Annotated in this window: 28 protein-coding genes; 13 read left to right on the top strand and 15 right to left on the bottom strand. The window is 71.9% G+C overall.

The features are described 5' to 3' along the window. Positions 1–367 precede the first annotated feature (367 nt). Both ACZ64A_RS23490 and ACZ64A_RS23495 read right to left on the bottom strand, forming a co-directional pair. Positions 368–1,498, bottom strand: coding sequence for an agmatine deiminase family protein (locus ACZ64A_RS23490; RefSeq protein WP_469812800.1), 1,131 nt, complete (start codon positions 1,496–1,498; stop codon positions 368–370). Between the two features lie 66 nt (positions 1,499–1,564). Next, a complete protein-coding gene (locus ACZ64A_RS23495) occupies positions 1,565–3,106 on the bottom strand; it encodes an APC family permease (protein WP_469812801.1) in 1,542 nt (513 codons plus the stop codon). 135 nt (positions 3,107–3,241) lie between these two features. Here ACZ64A_RS23495 and ACZ64A_RS23500 point away from each other — a divergent pair, with 135 nt between their 5' ends. Further along, a complete protein-coding gene (locus tag ACZ64A_RS23500) occupies positions 3,242–3,877 on the top strand; it encodes a TetR/AcrR family transcriptional regulator C-terminal domain-containing protein (RefSeq protein WP_469812802.1) in 636 nt (211 codons plus the stop codon). 256 nt (positions 3,878–4,133) lie between these two features. On the opposite strand, the gene ACZ64A_RS23505 is transcribed toward ACZ64A_RS23500, so the two are convergent. After that, complete coding sequence (locus tag ACZ64A_RS23505; protein ID WP_469812803.1) at positions 4,134–4,562, bottom strand: hypothetical protein; 429 nt, start codon at positions 4,560–4,562, stop codon at positions 4,134–4,136. 171 nt (positions 4,563–4,733) lie between these two features. Beyond that, positions 4,734–5,774 (bottom strand): cytochrome c oxidase assembly protein, encoded by a 1,041-nt coding sequence (locus ACZ64A_RS23510; protein WP_469812804.1) that lies wholly within the window; start codon positions 5,772–5,774, stop codon positions 4,734–4,736. A gap of 253 nt (positions 5,775–6,027) precedes the next feature. Here ACZ64A_RS23510 and ACZ64A_RS23515 point away from each other — a divergent pair, with 253 nt between their 5' ends. Both ACZ64A_RS23515 and ACZ64A_RS23520 read left to right on the top strand, forming a co-directional pair. Continuing rightward, positions 6,028–6,519: a hemerythrin domain-containing protein gene (locus ACZ64A_RS23515; RefSeq protein WP_469812805.1), complete on the top strand. Its 492-nt coding sequence runs from the start codon at positions 6,028–6,030 to the stop codon at positions 6,517–6,519. 155 nt (positions 6,520–6,674) lie between these two features. Beyond that, entirely contained in the window at positions 6,675–6,881 is a 207-nt protein-coding gene (locus ACZ64A_RS23520; RefSeq protein WP_361632943.1) for a hypothetical protein, read from the top strand. 106 nt (positions 6,882–6,987) lie between these two features. Here ACZ64A_RS23520 and ACZ64A_RS23525 read toward each other — a convergent pair whose 3' ends face one another. Further along, positions 6,988–7,329, bottom strand: coding sequence for a helix-turn-helix transcriptional regulator (locus ACZ64A_RS23525; protein ID WP_469812806.1), 342 nt, complete (start codon positions 7,327–7,329; stop codon positions 6,988–6,990). A gap of 142 nt (positions 7,330–7,471) precedes the next feature. Here ACZ64A_RS23525 and ACZ64A_RS23530 point away from each other — a divergent pair, with 142 nt between their 5' ends. After that, positions 7,472–7,843, top strand: coding sequence for an STAS domain-containing protein (locus ACZ64A_RS23530; RefSeq protein ID WP_469812808.1), 372 nt, complete (start codon positions 7,472–7,474; stop codon positions 7,841–7,843). 61 nt (positions 7,844–7,904) lie between these two features. On the opposite strand, the gene ACZ64A_RS23535 is transcribed toward ACZ64A_RS23530, so the two are convergent. From ACZ64A_RS23535 to ACZ64A_RS23545, 3 genes are all read right to left on the bottom strand, one after another. Further along, positions 7,905–8,351, bottom strand: coding sequence for an ATP-binding protein (locus ACZ64A_RS23535; protein ID WP_469812810.1), 447 nt, complete (start codon positions 8,349–8,351; stop codon positions 7,905–7,907). Positions 8,352–8,593: 242 nt separating this feature from the next. Next, positions 8,594–9,160 carry a dihydrofolate reductase family protein gene (locus tag ACZ64A_RS23540; protein WP_469812812.1) on the bottom strand — a complete coding sequence of 189 codons (567 nt, stop codon included), beginning with the start codon at positions 9,158–9,160 and terminating at the stop codon, positions 8,594–8,596. A gap of 57 nt (positions 9,161–9,217) precedes the next feature. Next, positions 9,218–10,180 carry a sigma-70 family RNA polymerase sigma factor gene (locus ACZ64A_RS23545; protein WP_469812813.1) on the bottom strand — a complete coding sequence of 321 codons (963 nt, stop codon included), beginning with the start codon at positions 10,178–10,180 and terminating at the stop codon, positions 9,218–9,220. A gap of 146 nt (positions 10,181–10,326) precedes the next feature. On the opposite strand from ACZ64A_RS23545, the gene ACZ64A_RS23550 reads away from it, so the two are divergent. Both ACZ64A_RS23550 and ACZ64A_RS23555 read left to right on the top strand, forming a co-directional pair. Beyond that, a complete protein-coding gene (locus tag ACZ64A_RS23550; protein WP_469812814.1) occupies positions 10,327–11,319 on the top strand; it encodes an ArsR/SmtB family transcription factor in 993 nt (330 codons plus the stop codon). A 96-nt stretch (positions 11,320–11,415) separates the two neighbouring features. Beyond that, positions 11,416–11,898, top strand: a complete 483-nt coding sequence (locus tag ACZ64A_RS23555) for a hypothetical protein (protein ID WP_469812816.1) — start codon at positions 11,416–11,418, stop codon at positions 11,896–11,898. Positions 11,899–11,988: 90 nt separating this feature from the next. Here ACZ64A_RS23555 and ACZ64A_RS23560 read toward each other — a convergent pair whose 3' ends face one another. Beyond that, a complete protein-coding gene (locus ACZ64A_RS23560; RefSeq protein ID WP_469812817.1) occupies positions 11,989–12,525 on the bottom strand; it encodes a cysteine hydrolase family protein in 537 nt (178 codons plus the stop codon). Between the two features lie 367 nt (positions 12,526–12,892). Here ACZ64A_RS23560 and ACZ64A_RS23565 point away from each other — a divergent pair, with 367 nt between their 5' ends. Next, complete coding sequence (locus tag ACZ64A_RS23565; RefSeq protein WP_469812819.1) at positions 12,893–13,936, top strand: hypothetical protein; 1,044 nt, start codon at positions 12,893–12,895, stop codon at positions 13,934–13,936. 59 nt (positions 13,937–13,995) lie between these two features. On the opposite strand, the gene arr is transcribed toward ACZ64A_RS23565, so the two are convergent. Both arr and ACZ64A_RS23575 read right to left on the bottom strand, forming a co-directional pair. Then, positions 13,996–14,424 (bottom strand): NAD(+)--rifampin ADP-ribosyltransferase, encoded by a 429-nt coding sequence (gene arr, locus ACZ64A_RS23570; RefSeq protein WP_469812821.1) that lies wholly within the window; start codon positions 14,422–14,424, stop codon positions 13,996–13,998. Positions 14,425–14,583: 159 nt separating this feature from the next. Next, positions 14,584–15,867, bottom strand: coding sequence for an ATP-binding protein (locus tag ACZ64A_RS23575; protein WP_469812823.1), 1,284 nt, complete (start codon positions 15,865–15,867; stop codon positions 14,584–14,586). A gap of 189 nt (positions 15,868–16,056) precedes the next feature. Between ACZ64A_RS23575 and ACZ64A_RS23580 the strand changes: the two genes are divergently transcribed. Further along, entirely contained in the window at positions 16,057–17,157 is a 1,101-nt protein-coding gene (locus tag ACZ64A_RS23580) for an ABC transporter substrate-binding protein (protein WP_469812824.1), read from the top strand. Positions 17,158–17,356: 199 nt separating this feature from the next. Here the strand turns inward: ACZ64A_RS23580 and ACZ64A_RS23585 are convergent, their stop codons facing one another. Together ACZ64A_RS23585 and ACZ64A_RS23590 are read right to left on the bottom strand one after the other, a co-directional pair. Further along, complete coding sequence (locus ACZ64A_RS23585) at positions 17,357–18,346, bottom strand: aldo/keto reductase (RefSeq protein ID WP_469812826.1); 990 nt, start codon at positions 18,344–18,346, stop codon at positions 17,357–17,359. 269 nt (positions 18,347–18,615) lie between these two features. After that, on the bottom strand, positions 18,616–19,455 hold the full coding sequence (locus ACZ64A_RS23590; RefSeq protein WP_469812827.1) for a LysR family transcriptional regulator: 840 nt from the start codon (positions 19,453–19,455) through the stop codon (positions 18,616–18,618). A gap of 68 nt (positions 19,456–19,523) precedes the next feature. Between ACZ64A_RS23590 and ACZ64A_RS23595 the strand changes: the two genes are divergently transcribed. Next, positions 19,524–20,420, top strand: coding sequence for an NAD(P)H-binding protein (locus ACZ64A_RS23595; RefSeq protein WP_469812828.1), 897 nt, complete (start codon positions 19,524–19,526; stop codon positions 20,418–20,420). Between the two features lie 93 nt (positions 20,421–20,513). Here the strand turns inward: ACZ64A_RS23595 and ACZ64A_RS23600 are convergent, their stop codons facing one another. Beyond that, a complete protein-coding gene (locus ACZ64A_RS23600) occupies positions 20,514–22,085 on the bottom strand; it encodes an FAD-binding oxidoreductase (protein ID WP_469812830.1) in 1,572 nt (523 codons plus the stop codon). Between the two features lie 116 nt (positions 22,086–22,201). Here ACZ64A_RS23600 and ACZ64A_RS23605 point away from each other — a divergent pair, with 116 nt between their 5' ends. From ACZ64A_RS23605 to ACZ64A_RS23620, 4 genes are all read left to right on the top strand, one after another. Further along, a complete protein-coding gene (locus ACZ64A_RS23605) occupies positions 22,202–22,825 on the top strand; it encodes a TetR/AcrR family transcriptional regulator (protein WP_469812832.1) in 624 nt (207 codons plus the stop codon). Positions 22,826–23,258: 433 nt separating this feature from the next. Further along, on the top strand, positions 23,259–24,449 hold the full coding sequence (locus tag ACZ64A_RS23610) for an MFS transporter (RefSeq protein WP_469813218.1): 1,191 nt from the start codon (positions 23,259–23,261) through the stop codon (positions 24,447–24,449). Continuing rightward, positions 24,446–24,919, top strand: coding sequence for a flavodoxin family protein (locus ACZ64A_RS23615; protein ID WP_469812833.1), 474 nt, complete (start codon positions 24,446–24,448; stop codon positions 24,917–24,919). The genes ACZ64A_RS23610 and ACZ64A_RS23615 overlap by 4 nt, the downstream gene beginning before the upstream one ends. A gap of 251 nt (positions 24,920–25,170) precedes the next feature. Further along, complete coding sequence (locus ACZ64A_RS23620; RefSeq protein WP_469812834.1) at positions 25,171–25,419, top strand: hypothetical protein; 249 nt, start codon at positions 25,171–25,173, stop codon at positions 25,417–25,419. Between the two features lie 82 nt (positions 25,420–25,501). Here the strand turns inward: ACZ64A_RS23620 and ACZ64A_RS23625 are convergent, their stop codons facing one another. Next, a complete protein-coding gene (locus ACZ64A_RS23625; RefSeq protein WP_469812835.1) occupies positions 25,502–26,275 on the bottom strand; it encodes a polysaccharide deacetylase family protein in 774 nt (257 codons plus the stop codon). Positions 26,276–26,456 lie beyond the last annotated feature (181 nt).

Here is a 26,456-nt window from a genome sequence, read left to right on the forward strand (position 1 = left end):
CGCACACGGGTGCGTCGACCGGGAGACAGGGAGGGCTGGGCAACGAGCGGGAGGGATCATGGGAACCCGTTCAGAAAGGTAGCTGCTGAACTGGCCGCATCCACCAGCGAGACGAGATGCTTACCTCGAAACAGTGACAATCGGTTGCAGGGGTTTAACAGCCCGTTGGATGTGATCGCGCCATTCTGGACGGGCTCAATCAGCCAGCGGCCGGCCAACGGCGACCGTGTGACGCCCTCTTCCGTCGGGGCGCGGTGCCGCCGCCGGCTCCCGGGCATGGGAAAGGGCCCGGTGCCGTCGGTCGTCCGACGGCACCGGGCCGGTCCTCACCTCGTGCAGGTCCGCGGTCCCGGCGCGGCTGCGCCGGTCAGTGGGTGGCGGGGATCTGCTGGGTGATGCAGTGGATGCCGCCACCGCCCCAGGCCAGCGTGGTCGCGGGGACGCCCACCACCGTCTTGGCCGGGAACAGCGACTGGATCACCGCCAGCGCCGGGGTGTCGGAGGACGGGATGTTCGCGGTGGGCACGACCACGCCGGTGGCCGTCGGGTAGTAGTTCGTGTAGCTGAAGGTGATGACCCGGTCGGTGCCCACGGTGAACTTCGGCAGGAACGGCATCTCGGTCAGCTGGAACCGGCGCCCGCGGGCATCGGTGGCCGACTGGAGGATCCGCTTGTTGCGCAGCAGCCGCGGGTAGTTGGGGTCGTTGGTGTCCGACGGCAGGTTGATCAGCAGGGAGGCCGGGCCGGCGTAGGCCGCGACCAGGTCGACATGGCCGTCGGTGATGGTATCGCCGTACATGCCGTACGGCAGCCAGATCATCTTGCGTGCGCCGTAGGCGTCCAGCAGGGCGGCCTCGATCTGAGCCTTCGTCAGGTTCGGGTTGCGGTTGGGGTTGAGCAGACACTCCTCGGTGCCAATGATCGTGCCCTCGCCGTCCTGGAGGAGGGAGCCGCCCTCGAAGACCAGATCGACCGGGAGCCGGGGCACGCCGAGGTAGTCGCAGACGCCGACCGGGAGCAGGTCGTCCTTGTCGTGCGGGAACTTGTTGCCCCAGCCGTTGAAGGCGAAGTCGAGGCCGAGCAGGTGGGCGCCGCCGGGGTCGACGCCGAAGATCGGGCCGTTGTCCCGGGGCCAGCAGTCGTTGATCGGGTATTCGATGACGGTGATGCCGGGGCCGACCTTGGAACGTACGAAGTCACCCGTCCCCGTGTTGGCCACCATGGTCACCGGCTCGAACCGGGCCACGGCACGGGCCACGGCCGCGACCTCGTCCTGGACCGCCGGGAGCTTGTCCCCCCAGTTGTCGGCGGCGTCCCAGGGGAAGGCCATCAGACACCCGGCGTGCGGTGCCCACTCGCCGGGGACGGTGTAGGTCGTGCCGTTGCAGGTGGCCGCTCCGGCGCGGCCGGCGCCGACGGCGAGGCCGGCCCCCGCAGCGGCGGCCACGGCGGCGGATCTGCCCAGGAAGCGCCGCCGGGACATGGGAGAGAGGTTCATGTCGAGACCTTTCCGGTGTGGTCGTGGGGGGTGACGACTGTGGTGGGCGCGCGTACGCGCGTGGGGTTACGACGGCGGCGCGGACGGAGACGGAGACGGCGGCGCGGACGGAGACGGCTCTGTCACGGCCGGCGCGGCGGATGTGCCGTCGGTGGCTGCGATCCGGTCGTGCGGCCGGCGGACGACCAGGTAGAGCACGCCGGTGCCGAGCACGACGGCGACGCCGAGCGGCGCGGCCCAGATCTGGTACCAGGGCGCCCCGGGCGGTGCGAGCAGGGCGCGCGGCCAGCAGACGTTGATCACTTCGAAGCCGGCCCAGAGCGCGGCGAGGACGTTGAGCGCCGTCCCCCAGCGGCCCAGCCGGATCGCGCCGGCCGGGACCCACGTCCCGCGCAGCCGGGCGACGAGCGCGGCGGCGGAGACCAGGAAGAACGGCACGAAGGTGGCTGCCGTACCGAAGGAGATCAGCGATCCGATGGCGGTGGCGTTCAGGCCGAGCAGCAGCGCGGAGGCGGAGACCAGCGTGGAGGCGACCAGGCCCCCGATGGGCGCGGCCCGCCTGTTGACCTTGCGGACCTGCGCGGAGAAGGGGAACACGCCGTCGCGGGCCAGCGAGTACAGGCCGCGGGCGGCGCCGCCCTGTGAGGCCATCGCACAGGCCAGGAAGCTGACCAGCACGATCGCCACGAACGGCTTGTCGGACCAGGAGCCGAAGGAGGTGACCACGGCGGTGGTCACCGGGTCGATGTCCTTGCCCGCCACGGCCGCCGCCGGGTCCGGGTAGGAGATCGCGACGGCCACGGCGTTGAGCATGACCACCGCGCCGACCGAGAGCAGCGCCCACCACATCGCCCGGGGCACCTGCCGGGCCGCGTCCTTGGTCTCCTCGGCGGTCGACACGCAGGCGTCGAAGCCGATGAACGCCCAGCCGGCCACGGCGACGACCGCCATGAACGCCATGGGCAGCGAGCCGCCCGACAACTGCTCGGCGCCGAAGGTGCTGGTGAACATCGAGAACGAGTGCTTGCGGAAGAACAGCAGCAGACACAGGCCGACCAGGACGGAGGCGATCGCCTCCCCCGCGATGCCGGCCGACACGAACCAGCGCAGCATGCCGATGCCGTAGGCGTTGACCAGGGAACAGGCCAGCACGATGGCCACCGCGACGGCGACCAGGGCCCCGGGAGACGGTACGGCGCCGAAGAGCGCGAAGACCCAGGGCGACGCCAGGTAGGCGACGGTGGTGTTGCCGAACATCACGGCGAACTGCCACACCCAGCCGCCCAGCCAGCCGAACCGCGGGCCGATGAGCCGCCGGCCCCACTGGTAGGGCCCGCCGGCCAGCGGCCACTGGGAGGTGAGTTCGGAGTAGACGTTGACGACCAGGCACTGTCCGGCGAGGACGACCGGGAGCGCCCAGACCCAGGCGGGTCCGGCGATCATCGTCGCGATCATCGAGACGGCGTAGAGGGCGACGACCGGGGACACCACCGCGAACCCCATCGAGATGTTGCCCAGGATGTTCAGGCTGCGGCGGAGTTCTTGCCGGTAGCCGAGTGCTTCCAGGCGGACGGCGTCGTTGTCGTCGGGGGGCAGGGGTTGGGGCATGGGCGTACCTCGTCTTGTCGCACGAGCTAAAACTAACTTTGTTAGGCGGCGAACGTAGAGGCGTGACCGGCGTTTGGGAAGACCTTCCGGGTGAGTAACCTTGCGGAGTTGCCGAGATCGTGAGGGGGGCGGGTCGTGGGCCGGCCACATCAGGCGGTACTGAGCCGGACCGCCATCGCGCGCGCCGCGCTGGAGTTCATCGACGACCAGGGGTACGAGGCGCTCACCATGCGCGCGCTCGCCGACCGGCTGGGCGTGCGCGGCGCCTCGCTCTACCACCACGTCCGCTCCAAGGACGACATCCTGGACGCGGTCGGGGAACTGCTCGACGCCGAGATCGACGTCAGCCCGCTGCGGGACCGACCCTGGCAGGAGGGCATCGCCGCCTACGCCCGGGGCTACCGCCGTGTCTTCCTGCGCCACCCCAACGCCATCTCGCTCGTCGCGCGCCGCGGGGTGCGGGGCACCGACGCGCTGCGCGAGTACGACACCTTGCTGGACACCCTGGTCCGGGCCGGCTGTGAACCCGCGCAGGCCCTCGAAGTCGGTGCGGCCATCGACTTCCTGGTGCTCGGTTCGGCCCTGGAGACCTACACGGCCGGCTTCACCCGCCCGCCTGACGAGTACCGGCCCACGTATCCGGCGCTCGCCGACTCCCTCGAGGCCGCGACCCGGGTGGACCCGGATCCGGCGGCGCTGGACGACCGCGGCTTCGAGCGGGGCCTGGCTCTGCTCCTCGCGGGCGTGGCGCAGGAGCTGTCGTCGCGCTGAACGACTGGGCGGCCCCCACCGCCCCGGTGCCGCTGCGCTCCAGGCGGCTGTCACCGGGTCCCGCGGTATGCGAGCGCGCTTCGGGATGCCGCCCGATGGGGGTCGTGGTCCGAGGACCACGACCCCGACCGTGCTGCGACCGGGCGGACGAGCGTGCCGTCGGCCCGGAGACGCCTCGCAGGACCCCAACTCGGCTGTCACCGAGCCGGATTGGATCGGCCGGCCGAGCCGGGGCCTACGGGACGGGCGCGATGCCTCAGAGGACTGCGGTGGCGGTCTCCTCCTGCGTGCCGAAGGCCCCGTTCTCGTCCCAGTAGAAGACGGTGACCTTCACCTTGTCGCCCTTGACGAAGCCCGCGCCGGCCGGGCGGAGCGGCATCTGCACGGTGCGGCTGACGAAGTCGCACGTGACCTTGGAGGCGTCGATGGCGCCCGTCGCGTTCCGCTTGCCGGCGGCCGTCTTGGCGACCTTGGAGGCGTAACCGGCTATCTGAAGGTCGACGCCGGTGTCGCAGGAGTACGTGATGTCCAGCCGCAGGCCCTGCTTGTCGAGCGAGACCTGGGTGATGTCCAGCAGATTGGCCTTGGCAGCGGCCGTCGGAGCCGTGGCCACGGTTCCGGCGACGGCCAGCGCGGCGACGGCGGCCGCGACGGCTCCGGTGCGCCGGACTCGGGATGCCTTCATGCGTTGTTCCTTCCCCCTGAGCGGTCGCCTCACGGCGACTGCAACAGTTGTTCGTTTTGGTCGGGACGAACATTACGCGATCTTGCTGAAGCACCCTGGCGGTACGCGGCGGAGGCACGCCATCTGCGACCACCCGCGGCACCCCTGGTGCGACGTGCCCCGCGGGGCGGGCTACTCGTTCCCGCCCTGGCGGCGGATGCGTGCGGCGACGTCGTTCTGCTCCGTCTCCCACCAGGGGCGTACGCGCTCCTGCACCGGGCCCGCGGCCGGGCCGCCGGTGCGGGGGCCCTGGTCGCGGGCGTCGGCAGGGGCGGGGACGACGGTGAGTTCCGCGTCCAGGCGGCGGTCCAGGGCGACGGCCTGGACACGTTCCGCGCGCGCCCACTGGTACAGGATCGCCAGGACGAAGGGCAGCGCGACCAGCTCGGCGATGCTGAGCATGGCACCGCCGCCGATCTGCTGGTCGTGGTGGACGTCGGGCGACCAGGACGGCGCGTGGTGCAGATACCAGGCCCCCGCGATCAGCGTGCCGTGCGTCATGACCATCACGCCGGGCACCGCGTCCACGATGCCGTCCAGGAAGACCAGCGCGGCCCGCACCGGATGCGTGCACCACGCCGGCAGCGTCTCCTCGCGCGTCAGCACCGGTACGACGACCAGACAGCCGGCCACCAGCAGGTGCACGTACATCAGCTCGTGCAGCCACCCCACGCGCAGGGCGGTGCCGAAGTACGGCGTGAAGTAGATCGTCAGTTCGGTGCCCAGCACCAGGGCCGTGCTCACCAGGGGGAACGTCAGGGCCCGCACCACCCGGCCCGTCATCAGCCGCCGCACCCGTGCCCCGGACCTATCGGGCAGCGCCTCGACGGCCAGCCGCAGCGGATCGCCGAGGGCCAGCCCCAGCGGGACGACCAGGTCCAGGAGGATGTTCTGCACGGCGGCGGGCCAGAACAGCTCGTGGTCGTACACGGCGAGCCCGGACATCGTGGCCACGACCAGGCCGCCGAGCCCGATCAGCGCGAAGGCGGCGGTACGCGCGGGCGGCCAGGGCTCACCTCGCCGGCGCAGCCGGGTCGTACCCCAGCCGTAGAGCGCGCCCAGGACGGCCACCAGCAGCAGCGCGGGGACGTCCAGCTGCCACGAGGACAGCAGCCGCCCGGCAGTCAGCTCCGGCAGCTGCGCTGCCGCCAGGGACACCTCGTCACCGGCCATGCCGTTTGCCCTCCTTCGGGAGCCATGAGGCGAGTCGCCGCATCTTCACAGGGGGACGTTAGCCCCCCGCGAAGCGGCGCCGGACAGCGGGCCACGCATCGGGCTCGGCCGTGCGCGTGGGCGAGTTGCGGCGCGACCGGACGGAGCAACCGGGCGGCCTCGCGGGGAGTGGCGCGCGAGAGCCATCAATGCAGGCCGGGAGGGTAAGCGGTAGTGACCCCGACCGCCCGCACGGAAAGCAGGTGCCTTACCCATGTCCCAGACACAGGACGTCGTCGAGCTGATCCTCCAGGACCACCGGCGCATGGAGGACTTGTTCCGGCTCATGCGCAGCGTCGAAGCGGACCGCGCCGCCGCGCTCGAGGAGTTCGCCGACCTGCTGATCGCCCATGCGATGGCCGAGGAGGCCAAGGTCTACCCCGCCCTGAAGAGGTACAAGAACATCGACGACGAAGAGGTCGAGCACGGCGAGCACGAGCACGACGAGGGCAACGAGGCCCTGCTGGCCCTCCTGGAGGTGGAGGAGGTCGGCTCCGACGAGTGGGACTCCAAGCTGGAGGAACTGGTCGAGGCCGTCACCCACCATGCCGACGAGGAGGAGCGCACCATCCTCAACGGCGCGCGCGAGAACGTGGCCATGGAGCGGCGCGAGGAGCTGGGAGCGGCGTTCCGGGAGGAGCGCGAGCGTCAGCTGAAGGCCGGCTGCGGCTCGGTCGAGAACGTGCGCCGCATCGTCAAGTCCTGACCGCGACCCCATGTGGACGGCCGGGCCGGGCTCGGGGGCGCCGCACCCTCGGCCCGGCCCGGCTCACGACATCCGGCCACGGCCCCGGCCCGGCCGAGCACGCGACTGGCGCACCACATCGTGCGCCCGTGGAGGCACCGCGGGAGGCTGGCTCCATGTTCACGGTGATCATCTACCCGCCGGACAACCAGGGCGGCCGGCGCGTGCGCGCGGACGGCACGATCCTCGGCCGCGCCTACCGGCTCCGGGACGTCGTCGCGTTCCTGCAGGAGGCCGGTATGGAAGGGATCGACGACCTCGACGTCATCCGGTCCGACGACATCGAGTGGCGCGGCGGCGGGCCGGAGGTGTGGGCGCACTGAGCGTACGAGCCGCCGGCGCGAGCAGGCGGCCGGGGCAGACACGTACCCGGGGCGGCCGCCGTACCCGCGTCTCGGAGCACTCCCGTCAGGCGACAGGAGCGACGTGTCACCGCGTGTCGGTGGCCGCCGCTGGTGTCGTGATGCGTTCGGTCTCGTCCTGCACGAGCAGGGACAGCAGGGAGGCCACGGGGAGACCTGCTTCGGCCGGGTGGCGCAGCACCTTGTCGGGCTCGACGCGGTAGGTGTTGGTGCGTCCCTCGCGGGTGCGGGAGAGGTAACCGTCCCGCTCGAGATCGGAGATGATCCGCGCCACGGCTCGCTCGGTGAGCCGGCAGTGGACGGCGAGGTCACGGATGCGGACGTTCGGATTGTCGGCGATCGCCGCCAGGACACGCGCGTGGCTGGTGATGAACGTCCATCCGGTGTGCGACTCAGGTACTCCAACCATGCCCGGCATTTTAGAGGACGGTTGTTGCAGGAACCCACTTACATGACATAGTTTTCATGCAATAGCTGACGTACGCTCCCGTCGGGGAGCCACAGGGAGGAGCCCGAAGGTGCTGCGGGACGGGGCCGTGAGGCCGACGCTCATGAGCGACACCGGCGCGACGCCGCTGCCGGAGCAGATCACCGGGCACGCCTCGCACGGCGGCGACGTGCTGCAGTACGCACGGCGTGGAGCCTGGGTCATCTCTGCTCGCGGCGCCTACGACATGGAGTCGATCACGCCGTTGGCGGATGCGCTGGAGGCCGCGGCCAAGGAGCATTCCACGGTGGTCCTGGACGCGTCCGGCGTCACCTTCGCGGACTCGACCTTCTTGAACCTGCTGATCCTCACGCATCGTGCATGCTCGCTGCGCCTCGTCGCGCCGTCCGCCCAGGTACGCCGGCTCTGCGAAATCACCGGAGTCGACCGCCTCCTGGAGATCCGGGACACGCTCGACGAGGCAACCGCCTCCTGACGGCCCGCGCCCGGGCCGCGGGCGGCCCCGGTCCGCTCGTGCCACCCGGGGCGGCGTGTCGTTACAGGGGCGAGCGTCCGGAGACGGCACCGCCCGGGTCGTCGGCCAGGGCGAGGCGGGCGGTGACGCGTTTGCCGACCGGTTCCCGCTGGGCCTCGAAACCCTGGGCGACGGCCATCACGATCTCCAGGCCGTGCTGACCGACCCGGCCGACGTCCGCGGCCCGCGCCACCGGCAGCACGGGATCGGAGTCCCACACCGCGACCTCGACCAGGTCGCCGCGGATACGCAGATCCAGCAGCACCGGGCCGGGGGCGTACTTGCGAGCGTTGGTGACCAGCTCACTCACCACCAGCTGCGTGAGGTCCATGGCCCGCTGGGAGACGGGCAGGCCGTGGTCGCTCTGCACCCGGGTGAGGAAGTCCACGGCCAGGCGACGGGCGTGGGCGATGTCCGTGCCGTCGCCGTCCAGGGCTGCCGTGGTCTGCATGCCCCGCTGGTAGGGCATCGTGCTGTCCTCACCCACAGGTGCTGTATCCGTCCATACCGCGTTCACTGACCCGTTCACGGCCCGCGCATACCCGTTTCCATGCGGATGACGCCTGCGAACTTTTGTTGACTGCGCCACGCTCGGCTCTGCCGGCATCCGGCAGGATCCGGTGCGGCATGCCGGCAGAGCCAGAGCATGTCGCTTAGCCGAGCGTGCCGCAGAGCCGGCGGGCGTCGCCTACGGGGTGGTGCAGCGGACGGCTACCGGGCGGCGGTCCTGCGGTAGCGGCTGAGGACGGCGGCGCCGACCTGCTCGGTGGCCAGACACTCCAGCTCGGTATGGGGGCCCTCGGCGGGGAAGAGTCGGCGGCCGGTGCCGAGGACGGTGGGGAAGGTCAGCAGCCGGTACTCGTCGACCAGGTCGGCGGCCCTCAGCCGGTCCACGACGCTCAGGCTGCCGGTGACGATCACGTCCCGCCGCTCGCGCTTGACGGCATCCACCAGGTCGCCGTCGAGGAGCTGGGACTTCGCCCACGCGGAGGCGTCGGTGCCGGTCAGGGTGCGGGAGGCGACCAGCTTCGGGACGGCGTTCATGCGCGCGGCGAAAGGATCGTCGCGGCCCGGCCACAGCCGCGCGAACAGCTGCCAGGTGGCGCGCCCGAGCAGCAGGACGCCGTCGTCCAGCGTGCGGCCGAGACGGAACTTGTCGCCGGCGACGGCCTGCGGGCCGTACCGGAAGGCCCAGCCGCCCAGCGGCGTACCGGCGGACCCGTCCGGGTCGGACACGACGCCGTCCAGGGTGATGAACTCGATGACGATGACACTCACGACGAGATTCCCTTCGGTTCGGTGCTCACCGGTACGTACCGGCCGCACCGCCCGGACTCATCGCTCCCGGCGGAACTCTTCCGCGGACATCTCCAGCGGGAGCTCGAAGGACGTCTCCAGCGGCAGCTCGAAGGCGCCGAAGACACGCGGATCGGCGAACACGACGTTGTGTGCGACGCGGCCGCCGGTGACGGCGAACACCTGCAGCGTGTGCAAGCGGTGTCCGACGCCTGGCTCCGGCGCGTACGCGGCGAGCGCGGGCTGCCCGTTCGCGGTCAGCTCCCGCAGGCGCCAGCCCGTGCCGCGCATCGCGAACACCCGTTCCATGAAGCGCCCGTAGTCCCGGCTGCCCCGGTACCAGAGCGGCACCGGCGGCATCTCCAGCACCGCGTCGTCGGCGAGCAGCCTCACCAGCGCGGGGACGTCCGCCGCCTCGAACGCCTGCAGGTACCGCTGGACGACAGCCCGCGCCTCGGGATCGTCCGGCTCGGCGACCGTCCCGGCCTCCCCCACGTCGGCCACGGCGGCACGGGCGCGCTGCAGCGCGCTGTTGACCGCCGCGACCGTGGTGCCCAACTGCTCGGCGACCTCGGCGGCGCTGAACGCCAGCACCTCGCGCAGCACCAGCACCGCCCGCTGCCGCGCCGGCAGGACCTGCACCGCCGCCACCCAGGCGAGCCGCAGATCGGCCCGGGCGTCGAGGTCGTAACGCCGGTCGGGGAACGGCTCCAGCCAGGGCACGTCGAGCGCCGGCGCCAGCGGCGCGCCAGGATCGTCGCTCGGCGCCCCCAGCCCGGACGGCAGCGGGCGCCGTGCGCATCCCTCCAGCGCGGTCAGGCACACATTGGTCGCGATCCGGTACAGCCAGGTCCGCACCGACGCGCGTGCCGCGTCGTACCGGTCACGGGCCTTCCAGGCGCGCAGCAAGGTCTCCTGCACCAGATCCTCGGCCTCGTGGTACGAACCCGTCATCCGGTAGCAGAACGCCACCAACTCGCCCCGGTACGGCTCGAAGTCCACGGGCTCATCATGCCCCACGGGCTGACCGAATGCCCTCTTGCCCCGGCGCATCCGGCTCCGTCACTGTCGGGTGCACATGCGGCTCCGTCACCGCCTCTTGAGAGGGCGCCGCGCCCCCGATGACCGACCACCATCGGAGAACCCCCATGCTGCGGGTGCACTTCACGCCGGAGGACATCGCGCGCGTGCGCGTGGCCGCCGCCCCCGATCCCCTCTGGGAGATCACCAACAGCTTCCAGGTGCTGGCCGAGGACGACGCTCCGCTCCTGTTCGGCGACTGGCGGCGGCTGGTCCGCCCGCGGCTGCGCCCGGCGCCCGCGCTGCTCTCCGCGCTGCTGCCGCCCCGCGGCTACTCACCGGACTTCCTCACCCCCGACCTCGGCGGCTCCCACGACCTGGAGACAGCCGTCGACACCGTGCTGCGGACACCCCGCACCGCGCTGCGCAGGGACCTGGCCGCGCTCGCCGCCTCCCCGCGCCGCACCCGGCCGCTGCCCTCCGAGGCAGGCGCCCTTGCCGACGGCGAGCCCTCGGCACTCCGCCGGCTGGGAGCAGCCCTGCACGGTTACCACCGCTCCGCGCTCGCCCCGTTCTGGCCGCAGGTCCGGGCCCAGGTGGACGCCGACCTGGCGATCCGTGCCCGGGAGGCGCTCGAGGGCGGCACCGAGGGGCTGCTGGCGAGCTTCCGGCCGGCCCTGCGCTGGCGGCCGCCCGTGCTGGAGGCCGACTACCCCGTCGAGCGTGAACTCCGGCTCGACGGGCGGGGGTTGCTGCTCCAGCCGTCCTTGTTCTGTCTGCGCAGACCGGTCACGCTCGCCGCCCCCGACCTGCCGCCCGTCCTCGTCTACCCCGTCCAGCAGGCGCTCGGCTGGGCCCGCCCGTCCCACCGTCCGGCATCCGGCAGGGACATCGGCGCTCTGCTCGGCCGCACCCGCGCCGCGATCCTGGAGGAGGCCGTGACCGGCCGCACGACCGGCGAACTCGCCCGGCGTGTCGGTGTCTCCGGCGCTGCCGCGAGCCAGCACACATCGGTACTGCGCCGGGCGGGTCTGCTGCTGAGCGTGCGCCGCGGCAAGCACGTGCTGCACACGATCACACCCGCGGGACGGGCCCTGCTCGGAGGGTCGGGCTCCGTTTAAGTCAGGGCTTCAGCGTGTGGCGGGGCCGCAGGGGCGGCGACAGCCTGGGGGCCGGGGCGAACGAACGTCCCGTTCCGGCAGAGGGGTCTCCACACCATGCGCGACAGACGACGTTCGCTGCTCGGGGCTCTCGGCGCCTTGGCGCTGGCCATGGCGGCCCTGTGTACGACCGGTCCGGCGCACGCAAGCGAGAGGAACCCGGGTCCGAGCCGGGTCCTGACCGTGCCGGCCGCCGCACCGTCGTTCAGGTCCGCCACCGCGGAGCCTCCGACGACCTGGCCGAAGGCCGGCAGGATCGAGCACGTCCCGATCGGCGGCTCCCTCAATTGCCAGAGCGGCAACCTGTGCGTCGCGGCCTGGGACACCACGAGGGGGGACTACGCGGTCTTCTCCCTCTACTACTGCGACACCTACGCGCTCTCCAACTTCCTCGGCGCCGGCTCGTACTACAACGCCCAGACGGGAGGTGCCACGGCGTACTTCTACGGCCGGAGCGGCAACGTCGTGAATTCCGTTCGTCCGGGCGTCTACGGCGGCAATTACAGCTGGGACCCCGTCTGGTCCATCAAGAACTGCTGACGCTGCCACCGCCGCCAGGCGGATCCTGGTCCGCGGCGCCGGGGCAGCACGGCGCACGGCCCGGTGCCGCCCGCACCGGGGCGCGGGCCGCTACGCCCACAGCTCGCTGCTGTCGCACACCCGCGCGCCCATGTTCCGCTCCATCATGCGCAGCGCGGCGTCGGCGAGGTCGGCATGGATGTGGGCCACCGCGTCACGGGGAATCACGACCTGGAAACCGCGGATGTGGGCGTCGAGTGCGGAGTAGAGCACGCACTGCTCCGTCACCTGGCCGCACAGCACCAGCTGGTCGAACTGCTGCTCACGAAGCAGGTAGTCCAGCGGAGTCTCGTAGAAGGCCGAGTGGCGGGCCTTCAGCACGAAGAGCGAGGAGTCATCGGGCCGCAGCGGCCGCACCAGGCCGGCGTGCGGCCCGGAGAGGGCCTCTTCGAGCAGTTCCCCGTGGTGGGATCGCCACTCTCCGAAGTTGTCGTTCACATAGATCACGGTGACACCGCTGCGCCGCGCCCGCTCCAGCAAGTCGGTCAGCACAGGCACCACCGACTCGGCCGAAGGAAGCAGCTGCTCCGCGTCGGCGTGGTCATACGTGTTGATCATGTCGATGACGATCAGTGCGGTCTTGCCCATGGCGCCAAGGTTCCCACCGCTCGGCATTCGAGACCCGCAACCCGGCCGCTGCTCATCGACCGCCGGCTGACCGGCCGGCCTCCCGGCCCAGCGCCCCCTCTGCGCTCGCCCCGGCCCGCTCTGCGCTCGCGCGACCTGCCGGTATGACTGTCGCGCGGGGGCCTTCCCCCGCGTGGCGGAGGCCGGATGGCCCGCGCGACGGATGTGACCAGCAGGGGTCACGGGGAATCGTGGAGCGTCGGCAACGCCAGGTACGGAGGTCACGGTGGTCGTTCCCGCGCAATCGGAGACAGGTGGCGGCCCCACGTCCCCGGTCGCAGCCCGGGCGAGGACGTTCTGGTGGCGGCGGTGGCCCGTGTGGGTGCCCATGGCCGCCGCGTCGTGGGCAGTGGTGTACGCCGCTGTCCAGGTCGCGTGGGCGGCGGCGGGCGCCACCGTGCCGTGGAAGGAACACTCGGCGTACGCGCCGGCGGTCCAGCTTCTCCTGGCGGCCCTCGCCTTCCTGGCCGGCGGGGCCTGCCTGGCCTGCACCCGAACCCTTGCCTGGTCCGGCCGGGCCGCGGTGGCGGCCGTCCTGGCCGTCGCGATCCCGGTGTTCGTGATCGGGACGAACGGCCTGCCGATCTACTTCGTGACGCTGGTGACGCTCTCGGGAGGCTGGAGTGCCACCGGCCTGGGCCAGGTGCTGTTGAACACGGTCGGCGCCGTGCTCCTGGTCCTCGTCGCCCTGTCGTACCGCCGGCGGCTGCGCGGTGACTGCCCGCGCTGCGGACACCGGCACGCCGGCGCCGGTGACGGTCCACTCGCCCACCCGGCCGCGTCCAAGGCATCGAAGCGCACCCGTACCACGGTGTACCTGCTCATGTGCGGGCTGCTGCCGTGGGCGGGAGCCAAGAGCATCTGGACGCTGGGCGGCAACGCGCTCGGCGTCGCGGGCGACGACTGGAACAGGACGACGAGTGCCGTCGCGTCGGGACCGTCGGAGGCAACCGCGCAGGCCGGGATCGACGTGACCGTACTGGCCGCTTCGGCAGGGGTCTTCCTGCTACTGGGCCTGCTGTACACCTGGGGGCAGGTGTTCCCGCGCTGGACGCTGATCCTGTCCGGACGGCGGGTCCCGCGCCTGCTGCCCTTGATACCGGCCTGGTTGACCGGCATCCCGCTGACGATGTACGGGGCCGTCCTCATCGTGGTGGCCCCGCTCATCGCCCTCGGCGTGCTGCCCGCGATCGAGCCGACCCCGCCGTTCACCACCAGCTCGGGGGTCACCTGGATGGTCGAGTTCGGCGGTCTGGCGTTCGGGGGTCTGGGCATCGGCCTCGTCGTGGCCGCTCGCTCCTACGCCGCGCGCACCCGCCCCGTCTGCGCGACCGCCGGTGCGGACGTCACGGCGGGGAAGCCGCCCGCGTAGCCGGGGGCGCGACGTCGGCTCCCCGGTGACGATGGGCGGGCAGTCGGCGGCGCCTGTCGTCAGTCGAGGATCTCGGCGATACCGCGGCGGCGGAGGTCGGCCAGCCCCTCCACCATGGCCTTGATCTGTTCGGGGGAATGCCCGACCCAGTCCTTGAGCTCCGACACGACGCGGACCGGCTCACTCGTGCGGTAGGAGCGGGTGGGGTTGCCCGGGAACTTCTTGTCGGTGACGTTGGGATCGTCCTCCAGGGCGCCGGTCGGCTCCACCACGTAGATGCGCCCCGGGCCGTCGCCGGTTGCCAGCTCGGCACCCCAGGCGGCGGCGTCCAGGGTCTCGGAGACATAGACGTGGCGGGACGTGCGCCCTTCCTCGTAGTTGGAGGCGTAACCGGGGACCAGCAGATCCCCCGGAACGAGATGCGCCTTCGTACCGTGCAGGTAGGTTCCCGCCTCGTACACCTGGAAAGGGACAGGGGCGCTGGTCATGGGCTGCTCCTTCGGCGCCTGGGCACTGGGCTCGGTCACCAGGGAACCACACAGCCGCTCACGGACGCCCGGCGGATCCCGCAACGGTCGCAGACACGGCCGTACATGACGCGATGTCATACGCCCGCCGACACGCCCTGGTGACACGTCCCTGGTCCGTCAGAGCCGGGCGTGTGCGGTGATGTCGGCGGTGAACTCCTCGATCATGCTGCGGGTGACCGTGGGGCGGCACTGGTCGATGGCCGTCAGATAGTCCGCCGTGGTCGCTCCGGCCCGGTCGTCGGCGGTCGCCGTGCCGCCCGCGGACAGGTCCCGTTCGAACGCGGCCTGGGCCGCGGCCCGTGCCGCCTGCTCGATGTCCGCCGGGGTGAACAGATCACTCGCCTTCACCAACGTGTCGAGGTCGACGTCGGTGCGGTCCTCGGTGTAGCGGGACCAGATCGCTCGGCGGGCCTCCGGGTCCGGGGTGCCGATCGGGATCACGTAGTCGAAGCGGCCCGGGCGCAGGAAGGCCGGGTCGAGCGAGCGGACGGAGTTGGTGGCGCAGACCAGCAGCCGCTCGTCGCGCTCCCGGAAACCGGGGATGAGCTTGAGCAGTTCGTTGGTGACCGCGTGCATGCCCGCGGGTGTCCCCCCGCCGCGCACCGGGGCTATCTCCTCCACTTCGTCGATGAAGACGAGCACCCGCTCCAGTTGCGCGATCCGGGTGAAGGCGGCACGCAGCGCGGCGGCGAGGTTGCCACCGTCCGCCAGGCGGGAGGGGAGCAGCTCGACGAACGGCCAGCCCAGGCGCGAGGCCACGGCCCGGGCGAAGGTGGTCTTGCCCGTGCCCGGCGGCCCGAAGAGGGTGATCGCCCGTGGCGGCCGCACCCCGTGCCGGGCGGCGCGCTCCGGCTGCGCGAGCGGCATCACCACGCGGCGTTCGATCAGCTCCTTCTCCGTCTTCATCCCGGCCACCCCGCCCCAGAGGTGGCCGGGCAGCCACTGGCCACCGAGCTCTTCCAGGGAGTGGGCCATCGGGCCGGTCGGCGGCTCGACGCGCTCGTAGTAGGCGACGGCGGGCCTTCTGGTGTAGCCCGCGTTGGCCAGTCCCTCGCCCAGCAGTTCCTCCGTGGGCAGGACGTAGGCGATGCGCTGCACCCGGGCCGCCACCAGACGCCGTTCCAGTTCTCTCAGCAACGCGCTGGCCAGCCCCCGTCCACGCCAGACGGGTTCGATCGCGATCCGCATCACCCAGGCACGCTCCCCCGCCAGACAGGCGAGCGCCGAACCGACCACCGCGCCGCCGTGGACGGCGACGACGGCCGGCTCTCTGGCGGTCAACGCGGCGATGCACTCGGCGAAGGAGAAGACGGACTCCTGGCCGAGTTCAGCTGTGGTGTCGATCAAGTGCACAACCGCCGCCAGGTCGTCCTCGCGGTAGTCGCGGACAAGCCAGTCCATGGGGTGCCGCCCTTCGCCGTTGGCCGTGAAGCACCGACACTAGGGAGCGTGCGACAGCACGAGCTTGCTCCATCCTGGACAAGACGAGGCCGGTGAACCGACCAAGAAGTCCTTGACTGCTTACCCCGACTCGAGGGTGACGGCAGACCCGCTTGGATTCTCCAAGTGGCGTGACTACGCTGCCCCCTCATGATCACAGCGGCAGAAACGCGTACGGGCGGCTCACCGGTCCGGATCGGCGCGCTCGCGCCGTTGAGCCGGCCCGGCTGGGCCGAGGCAGGCCGGCACCTGCTCGCCGGAATGGAGTCGGCGGCGCGCGACGTCAATGACGCAGGGGGTGTCGGCGGCAGGCCGCTGGAACTGGTGGTACGGGACACGGCGGCCGATCCGCAGCGGGCCGCGGCGGCCGTGGAGGAGTTGGCCCGGCTGGGCGTGGCCGCGCTGGCCGGGGAGTATCACAGCGTGGTGGCGCGCGCCGCGGCCACCACGGCCGACGCCCTCGGCGTGCCGTACCTGTGCTCGTCCGCCGTTCTCGACGCGCTGACCGAGGAGCCGACGGACCGGGTGGCCCGCCTGTGCCCGGCGCAGTCGCACGGCTGGCGGATCTACGCGGACTTCCTCCTCGGCGCGGGCCACCGGCACATCGCCGTGGTCACTCAGCCCAGTGTCTACTGGGCGACCGGCACCCGCTTGCTGCGGGAGTACCTCGCCCCGCACGGCGGTACCGTCACCGAACTCGACATGAGCGAGCCGTCCCGCTCAGCGGTCTGCGACCGACTGGCCGCGCACCACGCGACGGCCCTCCTCCTTCTGGTCGGCCACCCCGAACCGGCCGTGCCGATCGTCGCGTCCGTCCGCCGTGACCAGCGGCTCGCCGAGATCATGATCGGTGCACCGGCCGGGCAGCCGGAGTTCGCCGAATGGGCGGCACTGCTCGGCGACGACGGCACCGCGATCCCGTTCCTGCGCTACCTGCCCGAACACCTCACCCCGCTCGGCGCACGCGCCGCGAAGATGCTGCGCGAACGGCTCGGGCAGGCACCCTCGTTCGTCGCCTTCGAGGGCTACGACACGATCGCCGTCCTCGCCGCCGTCCTGCGCGCCCACGGCACGGACCGGGCCCGCCTCGCCGAAGCGTGGCCGCACGTCGCCGTCGACGGCACCCGCGGGCGGATCACGTTCTCCCGCACGCCGGGCATCGGCGTGTGGCAATGGGCGTGGCCACCCGTCCAGGTCGTCGACCGGGACCCCGCGAACCCCGACCGCTTCCGGGTCCTGCACACCGGCTGAGTGCACCCCGGCCGTCCGGCTCCCGGCACAGCGCCTCGGGCGGCAACCACGTTCACGATGCCGTCCGAGGCTGCCCCGGGCGAGCCGGCCGGCATGGGCGGCCGGCCCCCGACGACACGGCGGACGGTGCCCGATACGCCGCTGCCCGGCGACGCGCCCCGCGCCCCGCGCCCATCGCCCATCGCCCATCGCCCATCGCCTAGCGATTCACGGATCGCATCCCCGCCTCGTCGTACCGCTCCCCCGCCGCCTCGGGCAGCTCGGCGTCGATGCGGGCCAGGTCGTCGTCGGTGAGCACGATGTCGACCGCGGCGGCGTTCTGCTCCAGGTAGGTGCGGCGCTTGGTGCCCGGGATCGGGACCAGGTCCTCGCCCCGGGCCAGCACCCAGGCGATGGCCAGCTGGGCCGGAGTCACGTCCTTCTCCGCCGCGATCTCCTTCACCTTGGCCGCGAGCCGAAGGTTCGCCTCCAGGTTGTCGTCCTGGAAGCGCGGGTTCTGGCGGCGCCAGTCGTTCACGTCCAGATCGTCCGGCGAGGTGAACCGCCCGGCGAGGAAACCACGGCCGAGCGGCGAGTACGGCACGAAGCCGATCCCCAGCTCACGGCAGGTGGGCAGTACCTCGGCCTCCACATCCCGTGACCACAGCGAGTACTCGCTCTGCACCGCGGTCACCGGGTGCACGGCGTGGGCGCGCCGGATGGTCTGCGCGCTCGCCTCGCTCAGCCCGATATAGCGCACCTTGCCCTCGGCGACCAGTTCCCCGAGCGCGCCGACGGTCTCCTCGATGGGCACGTTCGGGTCGACCCGGTGCTGGTAGTACAGGTCGATGTGATCGGTTCCCAGGCGCTGCAGCGAGCCGTGGACCGAGCTGCGGACGTGCTCGGCCGAACCGTCCTGCGGGCCGACCGTGCTGATGTCGCCAGGTACGGCGTCGTCCATCCGGTAGTTGAACTTCGTCGCGATCACGTACTGATCACGGCGCCCCTTGATCGCCTCGCCGACGAGCGATTCGTTGGTGAGCGGTCCGTACATCTGTGCGGTGTCGAGAAAGTTCACCCCGAGGTCGAGGGCGCGCCGGATGGTCGCGATCCCCTCCTCCTGGTCGGTCGATCCGTAGAAGGCGGACATGCCCATACACCCCAGGCCGATGGCCGATACCTGAAGCTCCCGCAGACTGCGCTTTTGCATGCCGTGTCCCAGCCTTTCCTGCACACTCGTTCGTCGTTCGGACGACGCGAAGCCTTCGTCCATCCAGCAACGGATGAAGCCTTCATCCATCCAGCAACAGATTCCGTGGCCCGGCATCCCAGGAGGGACACCGGGCGGCACGGGCCTCGCGCCCCGGTGCCCGCGACGCTACGACTTGGAGCACACTCCAGCGCAAGTCGGCCGCCCGCGTGGCGGGCCGCTGCCATGCAGGCGGGCATGTGCGTGTGCCGGTCTGCCGGGGCTCAAAGCTAGTGCGGCCCGCTCGGACGTCCGCCGTCCGCATCGCGGCGCAGGGTCGCGGTGGCGATGTCCAGGAAGTCACGCAGCAGCTCCTCCCGGCGGTCCGCGCAGACGACCAGGCACGTCTGCATGCCCGGGGCGTCCGTGACCGGGAGATGGACGAGGCCCTCACGGGAGTAGGACCGCGCGACGCTGAGCGGGACGAGCGCGATGCCCCGCCCCAGGGCGATGAGCTCGAACTTCTCCTCCAGCGACGACGTCCGCAGCGTCGGCGCGTCCAGCACCCGCTCGCCGTCGAGATCGCCGAGCGTGACCTCCGAGCGGGATGCGAGCGGGTGCGCCGCCGGAACGCAGGCGACTCTCGGCTCGCAGCCGACGGGGATCGTACGCAGCCCGGTGTCGTCGAACGGCCGCCGCAGGTACCCCACCTGGGCCCGGCCGTCGCGCAGCGGCGCGTCCTGCTCCCACCAGCGCACCGGTACGACGTCGGTCTCCACCTCGGGGTGGCGGGCGCCGAACGCCCGGATCGCGTCCGAGACGTGCAGCCCCGGAGAGAAGGCGATCACCAGCCGTTGCACACCCCGGTCCGCGTCGTGCACGCGCCGCACTGCCGCGGTGACCGCCCCGAGGATCGCTTGCGCCTCCTCGTGGAGCTGCTGCCCGGCCGCGGTCAGCTCCACGCTGCGGGTGGTCCGCACCAGCAGCGCGCACCCCAGCTCCTGTTCGAACGCCTTGATCTGCCGGCTGAGCACCGGCTGGGCGATGTACAGCTGTTCCGCCGCCCGGCCGAAGTGCCGGTGCTCGGCCACCGCGGCGAAGTAGCGGAGCTTGCGCAGATCCAGATCCATACCTTGACGGTATCAATCGGCGGGGAAGGTATTGGACCGCCACGGGGCTCCGCGCGGAGACTCGACGCATGATCGTCATCACCGCTCCCACCGGGCAGATCGGCGCCCGGCTCCTGGACATCCTGCTCGACCGGGCCCCCGCTCGCGGGGAAGAACTGCGCGTCGTCGTGCGCGATCCCGCACGGCTCCCGGACCACGTCAGGTCTCGCGTGGACGTCGTCACCGGCTCGCACGGCGACGCGGACGTCGTCGACCGGGCCTTCACCGGCGCGCACGCCGTCTTCTGGCTCGCCCCGCCGAACCTGCGGGCTTCGAGCCTTGACGAGGTGTACGTCGATTTCACCCGGCCCGCCGCGAAGGCGTTCGCGGCCCACGGGGTCGGCCACGTCGTCGGCGTCTCGGCGCTCGGTCGCGGCACCCCGGTCGCCGACCGTGCCGGACAGGTGACGGCCTCGCTCGCCATGGACGACCTCATCGCGGGTTCGGGTGTGGCCTACCGTGCGCTGGCCAACCCCACCTTCATGGACAACCTGCTGTGGCAGGCGGCGTCGATCCGCGACGCCGGCGTGTTCACCGGCCCCCTCGCCGCCGACCGCAAGGCACCCCTCGCCGCCACCCGGGACATCGCCGAGGCCGCCGCCGGCCTTCTCCTCGACCGCTCGTGGACCGGCACGGGCGAGGTTCCCGTGCTCGGCCCGGAGGACCTGTCGGCCGACGACATGGCGCGTGTCCTGTCCGAGGTGCTCGGCCGTCCGGTCCGCTACGAACGGCAGTCGCTCGAGGACGTACGCGTCGGCCTGACCGCGCGCGGGGCGGCCCCCGAGCTCGCGGAGGCGTTCGCCGACATGGTGCGCGCCAAGGGTGAGGGTCTGGACGACGGCGTGCGACGCACCCCGGCGAACGCGGGGCGCACGACGTTCCGGCAATGGTGCGAGGAGGTGCTCCGGCCGGCGGTCGAAGGGTGAGCGCAGCCACCGCCGTCTGCCCGTAGTGGTCGCGGTCGAGCTCCCGGCGGCGGCGCCACGCCGGGATCTTGCTGCCGCGCGGCAGCAACCGGGTCAGCGGTCGCGCAGGGGGTTCAGGGGGTCGATCACCACCCCGGGGTTCAGGATCCCCGCCGGATCGAGCACCGTCTTGGCGGCTTGGAGTGCGGAGCCGAAGAGGTCGGGGCGCTGCCGGTCGTACCACGGCCGGTGGTCGCGGCCCACCGCGTGATGGTGGGTGATGGTGGCACCGCTGGAGATCAGCGCTTCGGACACCGCCTGCTTGATCTCGTCCCACTGCTCCACGGTCTTGCCCCATTCTCCGGCCGCGTAGATGCCGAAGTACGGTGCCGGGCCGTCGGGATAGACGTGGGTGAACCGGCAGGTCACCACCCCCACGGCACCGACCTGACGCATGGCGTCCTGCGCCGCCTCGTCGACGGTGGCGCGCAGCGCGTCGAAACGGTCCCAGGTGCAGGCCGTCTCGAACGTCTCCACGATCATGCCCTGGGCGGCGAGCGCGTCGCGGTGATAGGGCATGCGCATGAAGGAGGAGCGCCAGGCGTCGGCGGCCGCGGTGCGCGCGGCCCGGTCGGCGGTGTCGGTGTGGCGCGGCGGCTCGGTCAGGGTGCCGCCGTGGTCCCGGCACAGTTCCAGCGCGCGTTCCATCCATGCGTGGACGGGGTGGTCCGCCGATTCGAAGCCGAGCACCAGGACACCGGTCGACGAGCCCGCGTTGATGAGCGCCTCCATCGGGTCCAGCAGGCGGCAGTTCGCCGGGTTCAGTCCGGACTGGGACAGGGCGCGCACGGCCCGTACGCCCGCGTCGTGGTCCGCGAAGCCCACCGAGGCGCCGGCCCTCCACCGCGGCCGCGCCTGGAGGCGGACCCAGGCCTCGGTGATCACCCCGAGCGATCCCTCGGAGCCGAGGAACATCCGGTCGGGGGAGGGCCCGGCGCCCGAGCCCGGGAGCCGGCGGGTGGCGACGACGCCGGACGGGGTGACGATCCGCAGGCATTCGGTCAGGTCGTCGATGTGGGTGAGGTGCGTGGCGAAGTGGCCGCCCGCACGGGTGGCCAGCCAGCCGCCGAGCGTGGAGAACTCGAAGGACTGCGGGAAGAAGCGCAGGGTGTGTCCCGTGGGCCTCAACTGCTCCTCCAGATGCGGGCCGAAGACCCCGGCCTGGACGAGCGCGGCCCGGCTGGTGGTGTCCACTTCGAGGACCCGGTCCATCGAGGTGAGGTCCATGCTGATCACGCCGGCGTACTCGTCACCCACGCGTGGTTCGACGCCTCCGACCACGGAGGATCCGCCGCCGAAGGGGATGACGGCGATGCCGGCGTCGTTGCACCAGTCGAGTACGTCGACGACCTGCTCTTCCGATGCCGGGCGCACGACGAGGTCGGGTATGTGGGGCAGCCTGCCCAGCAGTGCCCGCACGACATCGCGGAATGCCTGACCGTGGCTGTGCGCGAGCCGGTCACGGACGTCCTGCGAGACGATCGAAGCGAGCGTCCGCGGCGCCCGGACCCTGCTCGCGCCCACACCGAAGGACTCGACCGGAGGGGCCTCGTGCACGGCGAGGTCCGCGCCGGGCAGCAGTTCCGCGGTACGCCGGGTGAGCTCCGCGCGCTCAGCGGCCGTCACGGCGTCCTCGACGTTTCCCCAACCCCACCATGAGCGCGTCTTGCTGTGCACCGGCACACCGCCTATCTGAACACAGGGTAAGTTACCTTGCAGTCACATTTGCATGGGATGGCAGCATGAGCAAGCAGCAGAACGCCTCACGCACGGTGGGCACCAAGGGGATGCCACGCAAGGAGCGGGAACGGCTGATCCTGGACGCGGCGGCCGAGGAGTTCGGCGGCCGGGGATACGCGCGCGGCTCGACGGCCGTGGTGGCCGCCCGTGCGGGCATCACCAAGCCGATGATCTACGAGTACTTCGGCTCCAAGGACGGTCTGTACCTGGCCTGCCTCGACGCCGCCGGAGCCCGCCTCGTCGCGGCCGTCGAATCCGCCCAGGAGGGGCCGGCGGACCTCACGCGGGCGGTGCGAACGCTGCGGGCCATTTTCCGGGTGCTCGAGTCCCGCATGCACGACTGGCAGCTCGTCCACGACCCGACTCTGCCGCCGGACGGCGCCCTCCAGTCCGCGGCTGCGGGGTACCGGCGGAGGCTGAACCGGATGGGCGCGGTCGGTGTGGCCGCGTTCCTGCGCTCGTCCCAGGCCGACGAACCGCTCGACGCCGACCTCGCCACGCATCTGTGGTACGGAACCGTGAGCGCCGCGGTCGCCTGGTGGCGGCACCACCCCGAGCAGAGCGCGGACGACATGACCGCACGATTCCAGCGGATCCTGGCGGCGCTGGATCCCCGGACCCGGTGACGCCGAGCGGACGAGTTCCAGGGCGTTCTGCAGGTTGTGCTCGGCGATGCCCGCCATGAACTCTCTGCCGGGGAAGTCGCCGTCGAGCAGCGAGTCGCGGGCCGCAGCAAGAAGGCCGTCTACCCCAAGTCGCCCAGCTTGCACGCCTATCGACGCGGACGCGGTCGCTTCGTTCCGCCACTCGAGGAACGGGCGTCCGGCAACCCACCCCGGAAAGCGCGGCCTACCGCGTCCCCCGGTGGCGAAGGGAGACGACTCCGGAGTCGCAAGGCCCGGGCAGCCGTATTTTCGGTTGCGTCCGGGGCGGTGAGCCCGGTGGAGTGAATCCATGGACGAGGCCGCTAGTCAGGTGCGGGCCGCGAGGACCGCACCTGGCCGAACGACCGTGGGGCAGCCGGCGCCGTGGCACGGGCCGGCGCTGCTCGCGGCCTTGATGCTGGCCGCGTTGACCTTCAACACCGCGGAAAACCTGCCCGTCGGTCTGCTGGAGCTCCTCTCCGCGAGTCTTCGGGTGTCCTTGTCGGCGGTCGGCCTGCTGGTCACCGGTTACGGCGTGACGGTGGCCGTGGCGTCCGTGCCGCTCGCCCACATGCTTCGGGCTGTGCCCCGGCGTCATGTGCTGACAGCCGTACTGGCCGCCCTCGTCGTGTCCAGTCCGGCCGCGGCGTCGGCCCCCTCCTACAGACTGCTCCTCGTGGCACGGCTGCTGACCGCGCTCGCTCAGGCGCTGTTCTGGGCCGTGATGGGGCCGGTCGCGGTGGGCCTGTTCCGGCCCGAGGTGCGCGGCCGCGTCGTCGGGGCGCTGTCCGTGGCCGGTTCCCTCGCCCTCGTTCTCGGTGTCCCCGCCGGGACGTGGCTGGGCAACCACAGCGGCTGGCGGCTCCCCGTCGCCCTTCTGGCGGCTCCGGCGCTCCTCTCCCTCGTGACGATCGCCGTGTTGCTGCCGACCTCACGGCCGGAGGAAGACCCAGCCGCTCACGGGATCAGTCCGGACGCCCACCGGTTCCGTACGGTGCTGGTGGCCGGGACCCTGTCCGCCACGGGGGCTTTCGCGGGCTACACGTACATCGTCAGGTTCCTCGGCGATGTGAGCGGCTTCTCCTCGGATGCGGTCGAGGTGCTGCTCGTGGCTTTCGGCCTCGCGTGTCTGACCGGCGTGAGCGTCACCGGGGCGCTCGTGGACCGCTTTCCGCGCGGCGCGTCGGCCACTGCCGTGGCCACGCAGGCGGTGGGCATGCTCGGACTGTACGGAGCCGGAACCCATCCGGAAGCAGCGGTGGTGTTCCTGGTGCTGATGGGCGGTGCGCTCGGACCGGTCTTCATGACCACGCAGAACGAGATGCTGCACTGTGCACCGGGCCGCACGGACGTGGCACTCGCGGCGAACTCCGGTTGCTACAACGCCGGAATCGCGGCGGGCGCCGCCCTGGGCGGAGTGGTCCTCCCGCTCGCCGATGTACGCGGCACGTTCCTCGCCGGCGGGCTGACGACCGCCGGCGGCTGCGCCGTGCTGCTCGCCGGGCGACTCTGCGGATGCGGCCGCCGTCGCCGTGGCGGGCTGTCACATCCGGCGCCCCCTGCGCGGTCCTCGCTTCAGAAGCCAGGGAAGGGATCGTCAGGATGAACGCCGTCATCGTGTGCGCCTCCGTGTCGCACGGCAATACGCGTCGTGTCGCCGAAGTCATGGCCGAGGTACTGGGCGCGGAAGTCGTCTCGCCCGAGGAGGCCGAGCCCGCGCGGCTGGCTGACGCCGGGCTCGTAGGGTTCGGCTCGGGCGTCTTCCACGGCAGGCTCCACCCCCGCCTCACCCACTTCGCCGAAGCGCTCCCGGTACGGCGAGGAGGCCGGGCGTTCGTCTTCGCCACCAGCGGCTTTCCCGAGATCCCGATCGCACCGTACACGCGCCCGTTGAGCCGGCTCCTCGAGCGCAAAGGGTTCACCGTGGAGGGGACGTTCGCGTGCCGGGCCCTCGACACCTGGGCGCCGTTCAAAGTCGTCGGCGGCATCCACAGGCAGCGGCCGAACGCCGGGGATCTGGCCGCTGCCCGAGCGTTCGCCGAGGGACTGAGGGAAGGGCGCCGGCCGGTCTCGTAACCGGATCGGCAGGCCAGGTCGTACCGGCCCGCCGGCTGCTCGCGTCCGAGCCGACGCCCCGCCCCGCCCGGCCCCACCCGGCCCCGCCCCGGGGAAGCGTCCGGCCTCGCCCGTCGTCATCCGTGGAGGGGGCCGTGCGCTCCCCCGTGCGGCGGAGGGGAATTGCGCCCGCCGGGCGATCCGCCCGCGGTCCCGAGCTGCGATCTTCGATACCGGGCGGGCCGCCGGGCCCGCCGGACCGAGGAGGAGACGTGTCCCGTAGTGCCCGTGGCCCGCAGGTGGGTGCCGGGCGCATCCGAACCTCGTGGAAGGCCGCGCACGAGCCGGTGCCCGGGGTTTCCGCACGGACGCGCCGGCTCGCGTACGCCGTTCCCCTCGTCGTGCTGCCGTCCAGTGTCTGGCGGTTGCCGGCAGCGTTCGACAGCTCGATCGGCGCGGGCGAGCGACTGTACGTTCCGATGCTGTCGGTGGTGTCCGAACTGCTGGCGTTCACGGCGTGATGCCCGGCCGTGACGGTGCCTTCGGCCAAGTGGGGCGCCGCGGCCCGCTCCTCGCGCGGCGCCACCTTCTGGGGACGGGCGATCAGCGCACGGGGAAGCCGAAGGAGTAGCCCTGCCCCTTGAGCCAGGGCAGGATCCGGCGCAGGGCTTCGACGGTCTGGGAGCGGTCGCCGCCCGCGTCGTGGAAGAGGATCGTCGGCCCGTTGGGCACCTCCCGCTCGACGGTCGCGACGATCGCGTTCGCGCCGGGCCGTTCGAAGTCCTTGGAGTCCACGTTCCAGCCCAGCGGGCGCATCCCCCGGGAGGCGGCGAGCGTGCGGCTGTACGGGGTGAACGCGCCGCCGGGCGCCCGGTAGTACATCGGCTTCACGCCCCCGGAAGCCTCGGTGATCATGCGTTCGGCGTCGAGGATCTCCTGCGACTGGTAGGCCTGGGACTTCTTGTCCATGGCGGTGTCGTGCGACACCGAGTGGTCGCACAGCCGGTGGCCGGCCGCGACGACCTTCTTGACGAGATCCGGGTGGGCCTGCGCCTGCGTCCCCACCATGCAGAACGTGGCCTTCACCCCGTACGTCTCGAGCACGTCGAGCACCTGGGGGGTCCACACGGGGTCGGGGCCGTCGTCGATGGTGATGTTCACGCCACGGGGACCCTTGTCGGAGGAGTGCGCGATGGTGGCCGCCACCGACTGCGGGGCGGCGCCCGGCTTCGCCGGCGTGGACGCCCGCGGCGGAGTGCGGTCCACGGTATCGGCCTGCGCCGTCCACACCGCGGCACCGGCGGCCAGCAGCGTCACCCCGAGTGCCGCCCCGACCGTCCTGCCGTACCAGCCCCGCCCGCCGCCGTGACGCGCCATGTCCGCCCCCTGCTTCCCCTCGGTTCCTCACCACCGTCGGCCGCCGTGCGACCAACTGACAGGACGAGGAAAAGGTTCCGCCGGATGCGTCTGTTACCGATCACTGACAATTCCGGGAAGGGCCACCGACAACGCGGCGGCCGGCACGGGCCGAAGCCCGGTCAAATTGTCCAACTCATCC

It is taken from the genome of Streptomyces sp. NPDC104814 (assembly GCF_055583185.1).

What these genes read in the sequence shown, in the direction of transcription:
- ACZ64A_RS23605 (WP_469812832.1), top strand. Translation starts at nt 22,202, where the DNA reads ATGAGCAAGCAGCAGAACGCCTCACGCACGGTGGGCACCAAGGGGATG.
- ACZ64A_RS23575 (WP_469812823.1), bottom strand. Translation starts at nt 15,867, where the DNA reads ATGGACTGGCTTGTCCGCGACTACCGCGAGGACGACCTGGCGGCGGTT.
- arr (WP_469812821.1), bottom strand. Translation starts at nt 14,424, where the DNA reads ATGACCAGCGCCCCTGTCCCTTTCCAGGTGTACGAGGCGGGAACCTAC.
- ACZ64A_RS23525 (WP_469812806.1), bottom strand. Translation starts at nt 7,329, where the DNA reads ATGGTTGGAGTACCTGAGTCGCACACCGGATGGACGTTCATCACCAGC.
- ACZ64A_RS23565 (WP_469812819.1), top strand. Translation starts at nt 12,893, where the DNA reads ATGGCCGCCGCGTCGTGGGCAGTGGTGTACGCCGCTGTCCAGGTCGCG.
- ACZ64A_RS23530 (WP_469812808.1), top strand. Translation starts at nt 7,472, where the DNA reads ATGAGCGACACCGGCGCGACGCCGCTGCCGGAGCAGATCACCGGGCAC.
- ACZ64A_RS23580 (WP_469812824.1), top strand. Translation starts at nt 16,057, where the DNA reads ATGATCACAGCGGCAGAAACGCGTACGGGCGGCTCACCGGTCCGGATC.
- ACZ64A_RS23515 (WP_469812805.1), top strand. Translation starts at nt 6,028, where the DNA reads ATGTCCCAGACACAGGACGTCGTCGAGCTGATCCTCCAGGACCACCGG.
- ACZ64A_RS23615 (WP_469812833.1), top strand. Translation starts at nt 24,446, where the DNA reads ATGAACGCCGTCATCGTGTGCGCCTCCGTGTCGCACGGCAATACGCGT.
- ACZ64A_RS23585 (WP_469812826.1), bottom strand. Translation starts at nt 18,346, where the DNA reads ATGCAAAAGCGCAGTCTGCGGGAGCTTCAGGTATCGGCCATCGGCCTG.
- ACZ64A_RS23510 (WP_469812804.1), bottom strand. Translation starts at nt 5,774, where the DNA reads ATGGCCGGTGACGAGGTGTCCCTGGCGGCAGCGCAGCTGCCGGAGCTG.
- ACZ64A_RS23560 (WP_469812817.1), bottom strand. Translation starts at nt 12,525, where the DNA reads ATGGGCAAGACCGCACTGATCGTCATCGACATGATCAACACGTATGAC.
- ACZ64A_RS23595 (WP_469812828.1), top strand. Translation starts at nt 19,524, where the DNA reads ATGATCGTCATCACCGCTCCCACCGGGCAGATCGGCGCCCGGCTCCTG.
- ACZ64A_RS23555 (WP_469812816.1), top strand. Translation starts at nt 11,416, where the DNA reads ATGCGCGACAGACGACGTTCGCTGCTCGGGGCTCTCGGCGCCTTGGCG.
- ACZ64A_RS23625 (WP_469812835.1), bottom strand. Translation starts at nt 26,275, where the DNA reads ATGGCGCGTCACGGCGGCGGGCGGGGCTGGTACGGCAGGACGGTCGGG.
- ACZ64A_RS23495 (WP_469812801.1), bottom strand. Translation starts at nt 3,106, where the DNA reads ATGCCCCAACCCCTGCCCCCCGACGACAACGACGCCGTCCGCCTGGAA.
- ACZ64A_RS23535 (WP_469812810.1), bottom strand. Translation starts at nt 8,351, where the DNA reads ATGCCCTACCAGCGGGGCATGCAGACCACGGCAGCCCTGGACGGCGAC.
- ACZ64A_RS23505 (WP_469812803.1), bottom strand. Translation starts at nt 4,562, where the DNA reads ATGAAGGCATCCCGAGTCCGGCGCACCGGAGCCGTCGCGGCCGCCGTC.
- ACZ64A_RS23610 (WP_469813218.1), top strand. Translation starts at nt 23,259, where the DNA reads ATGCTGGCCGCGTTGACCTTCAACACCGCGGAAAACCTGCCCGTCGGT.
- ACZ64A_RS23490 (WP_469812800.1), bottom strand. Translation starts at nt 1,498, where the DNA reads ATGAACCTCTCTCCCATGTCCCGGCGGCGCTTCCTGGGCAGATCCGCC.
- ACZ64A_RS23590 (WP_469812827.1), bottom strand. Translation starts at nt 19,455, where the DNA reads ATGGATCTGGATCTGCGCAAGCTCCGCTACTTCGCCGCGGTGGCCGAG.
- ACZ64A_RS23550 (WP_469812814.1), top strand. Translation starts at nt 10,327, where the DNA reads ATGCTGCGGGTGCACTTCACGCCGGAGGACATCGCGCGCGTGCGCGTG.
- ACZ64A_RS23520 (WP_361632943.1), top strand. Translation starts at nt 6,675, where the DNA reads ATGTTCACGGTGATCATCTACCCGCCGGACAACCAGGGCGGCCGGCGC.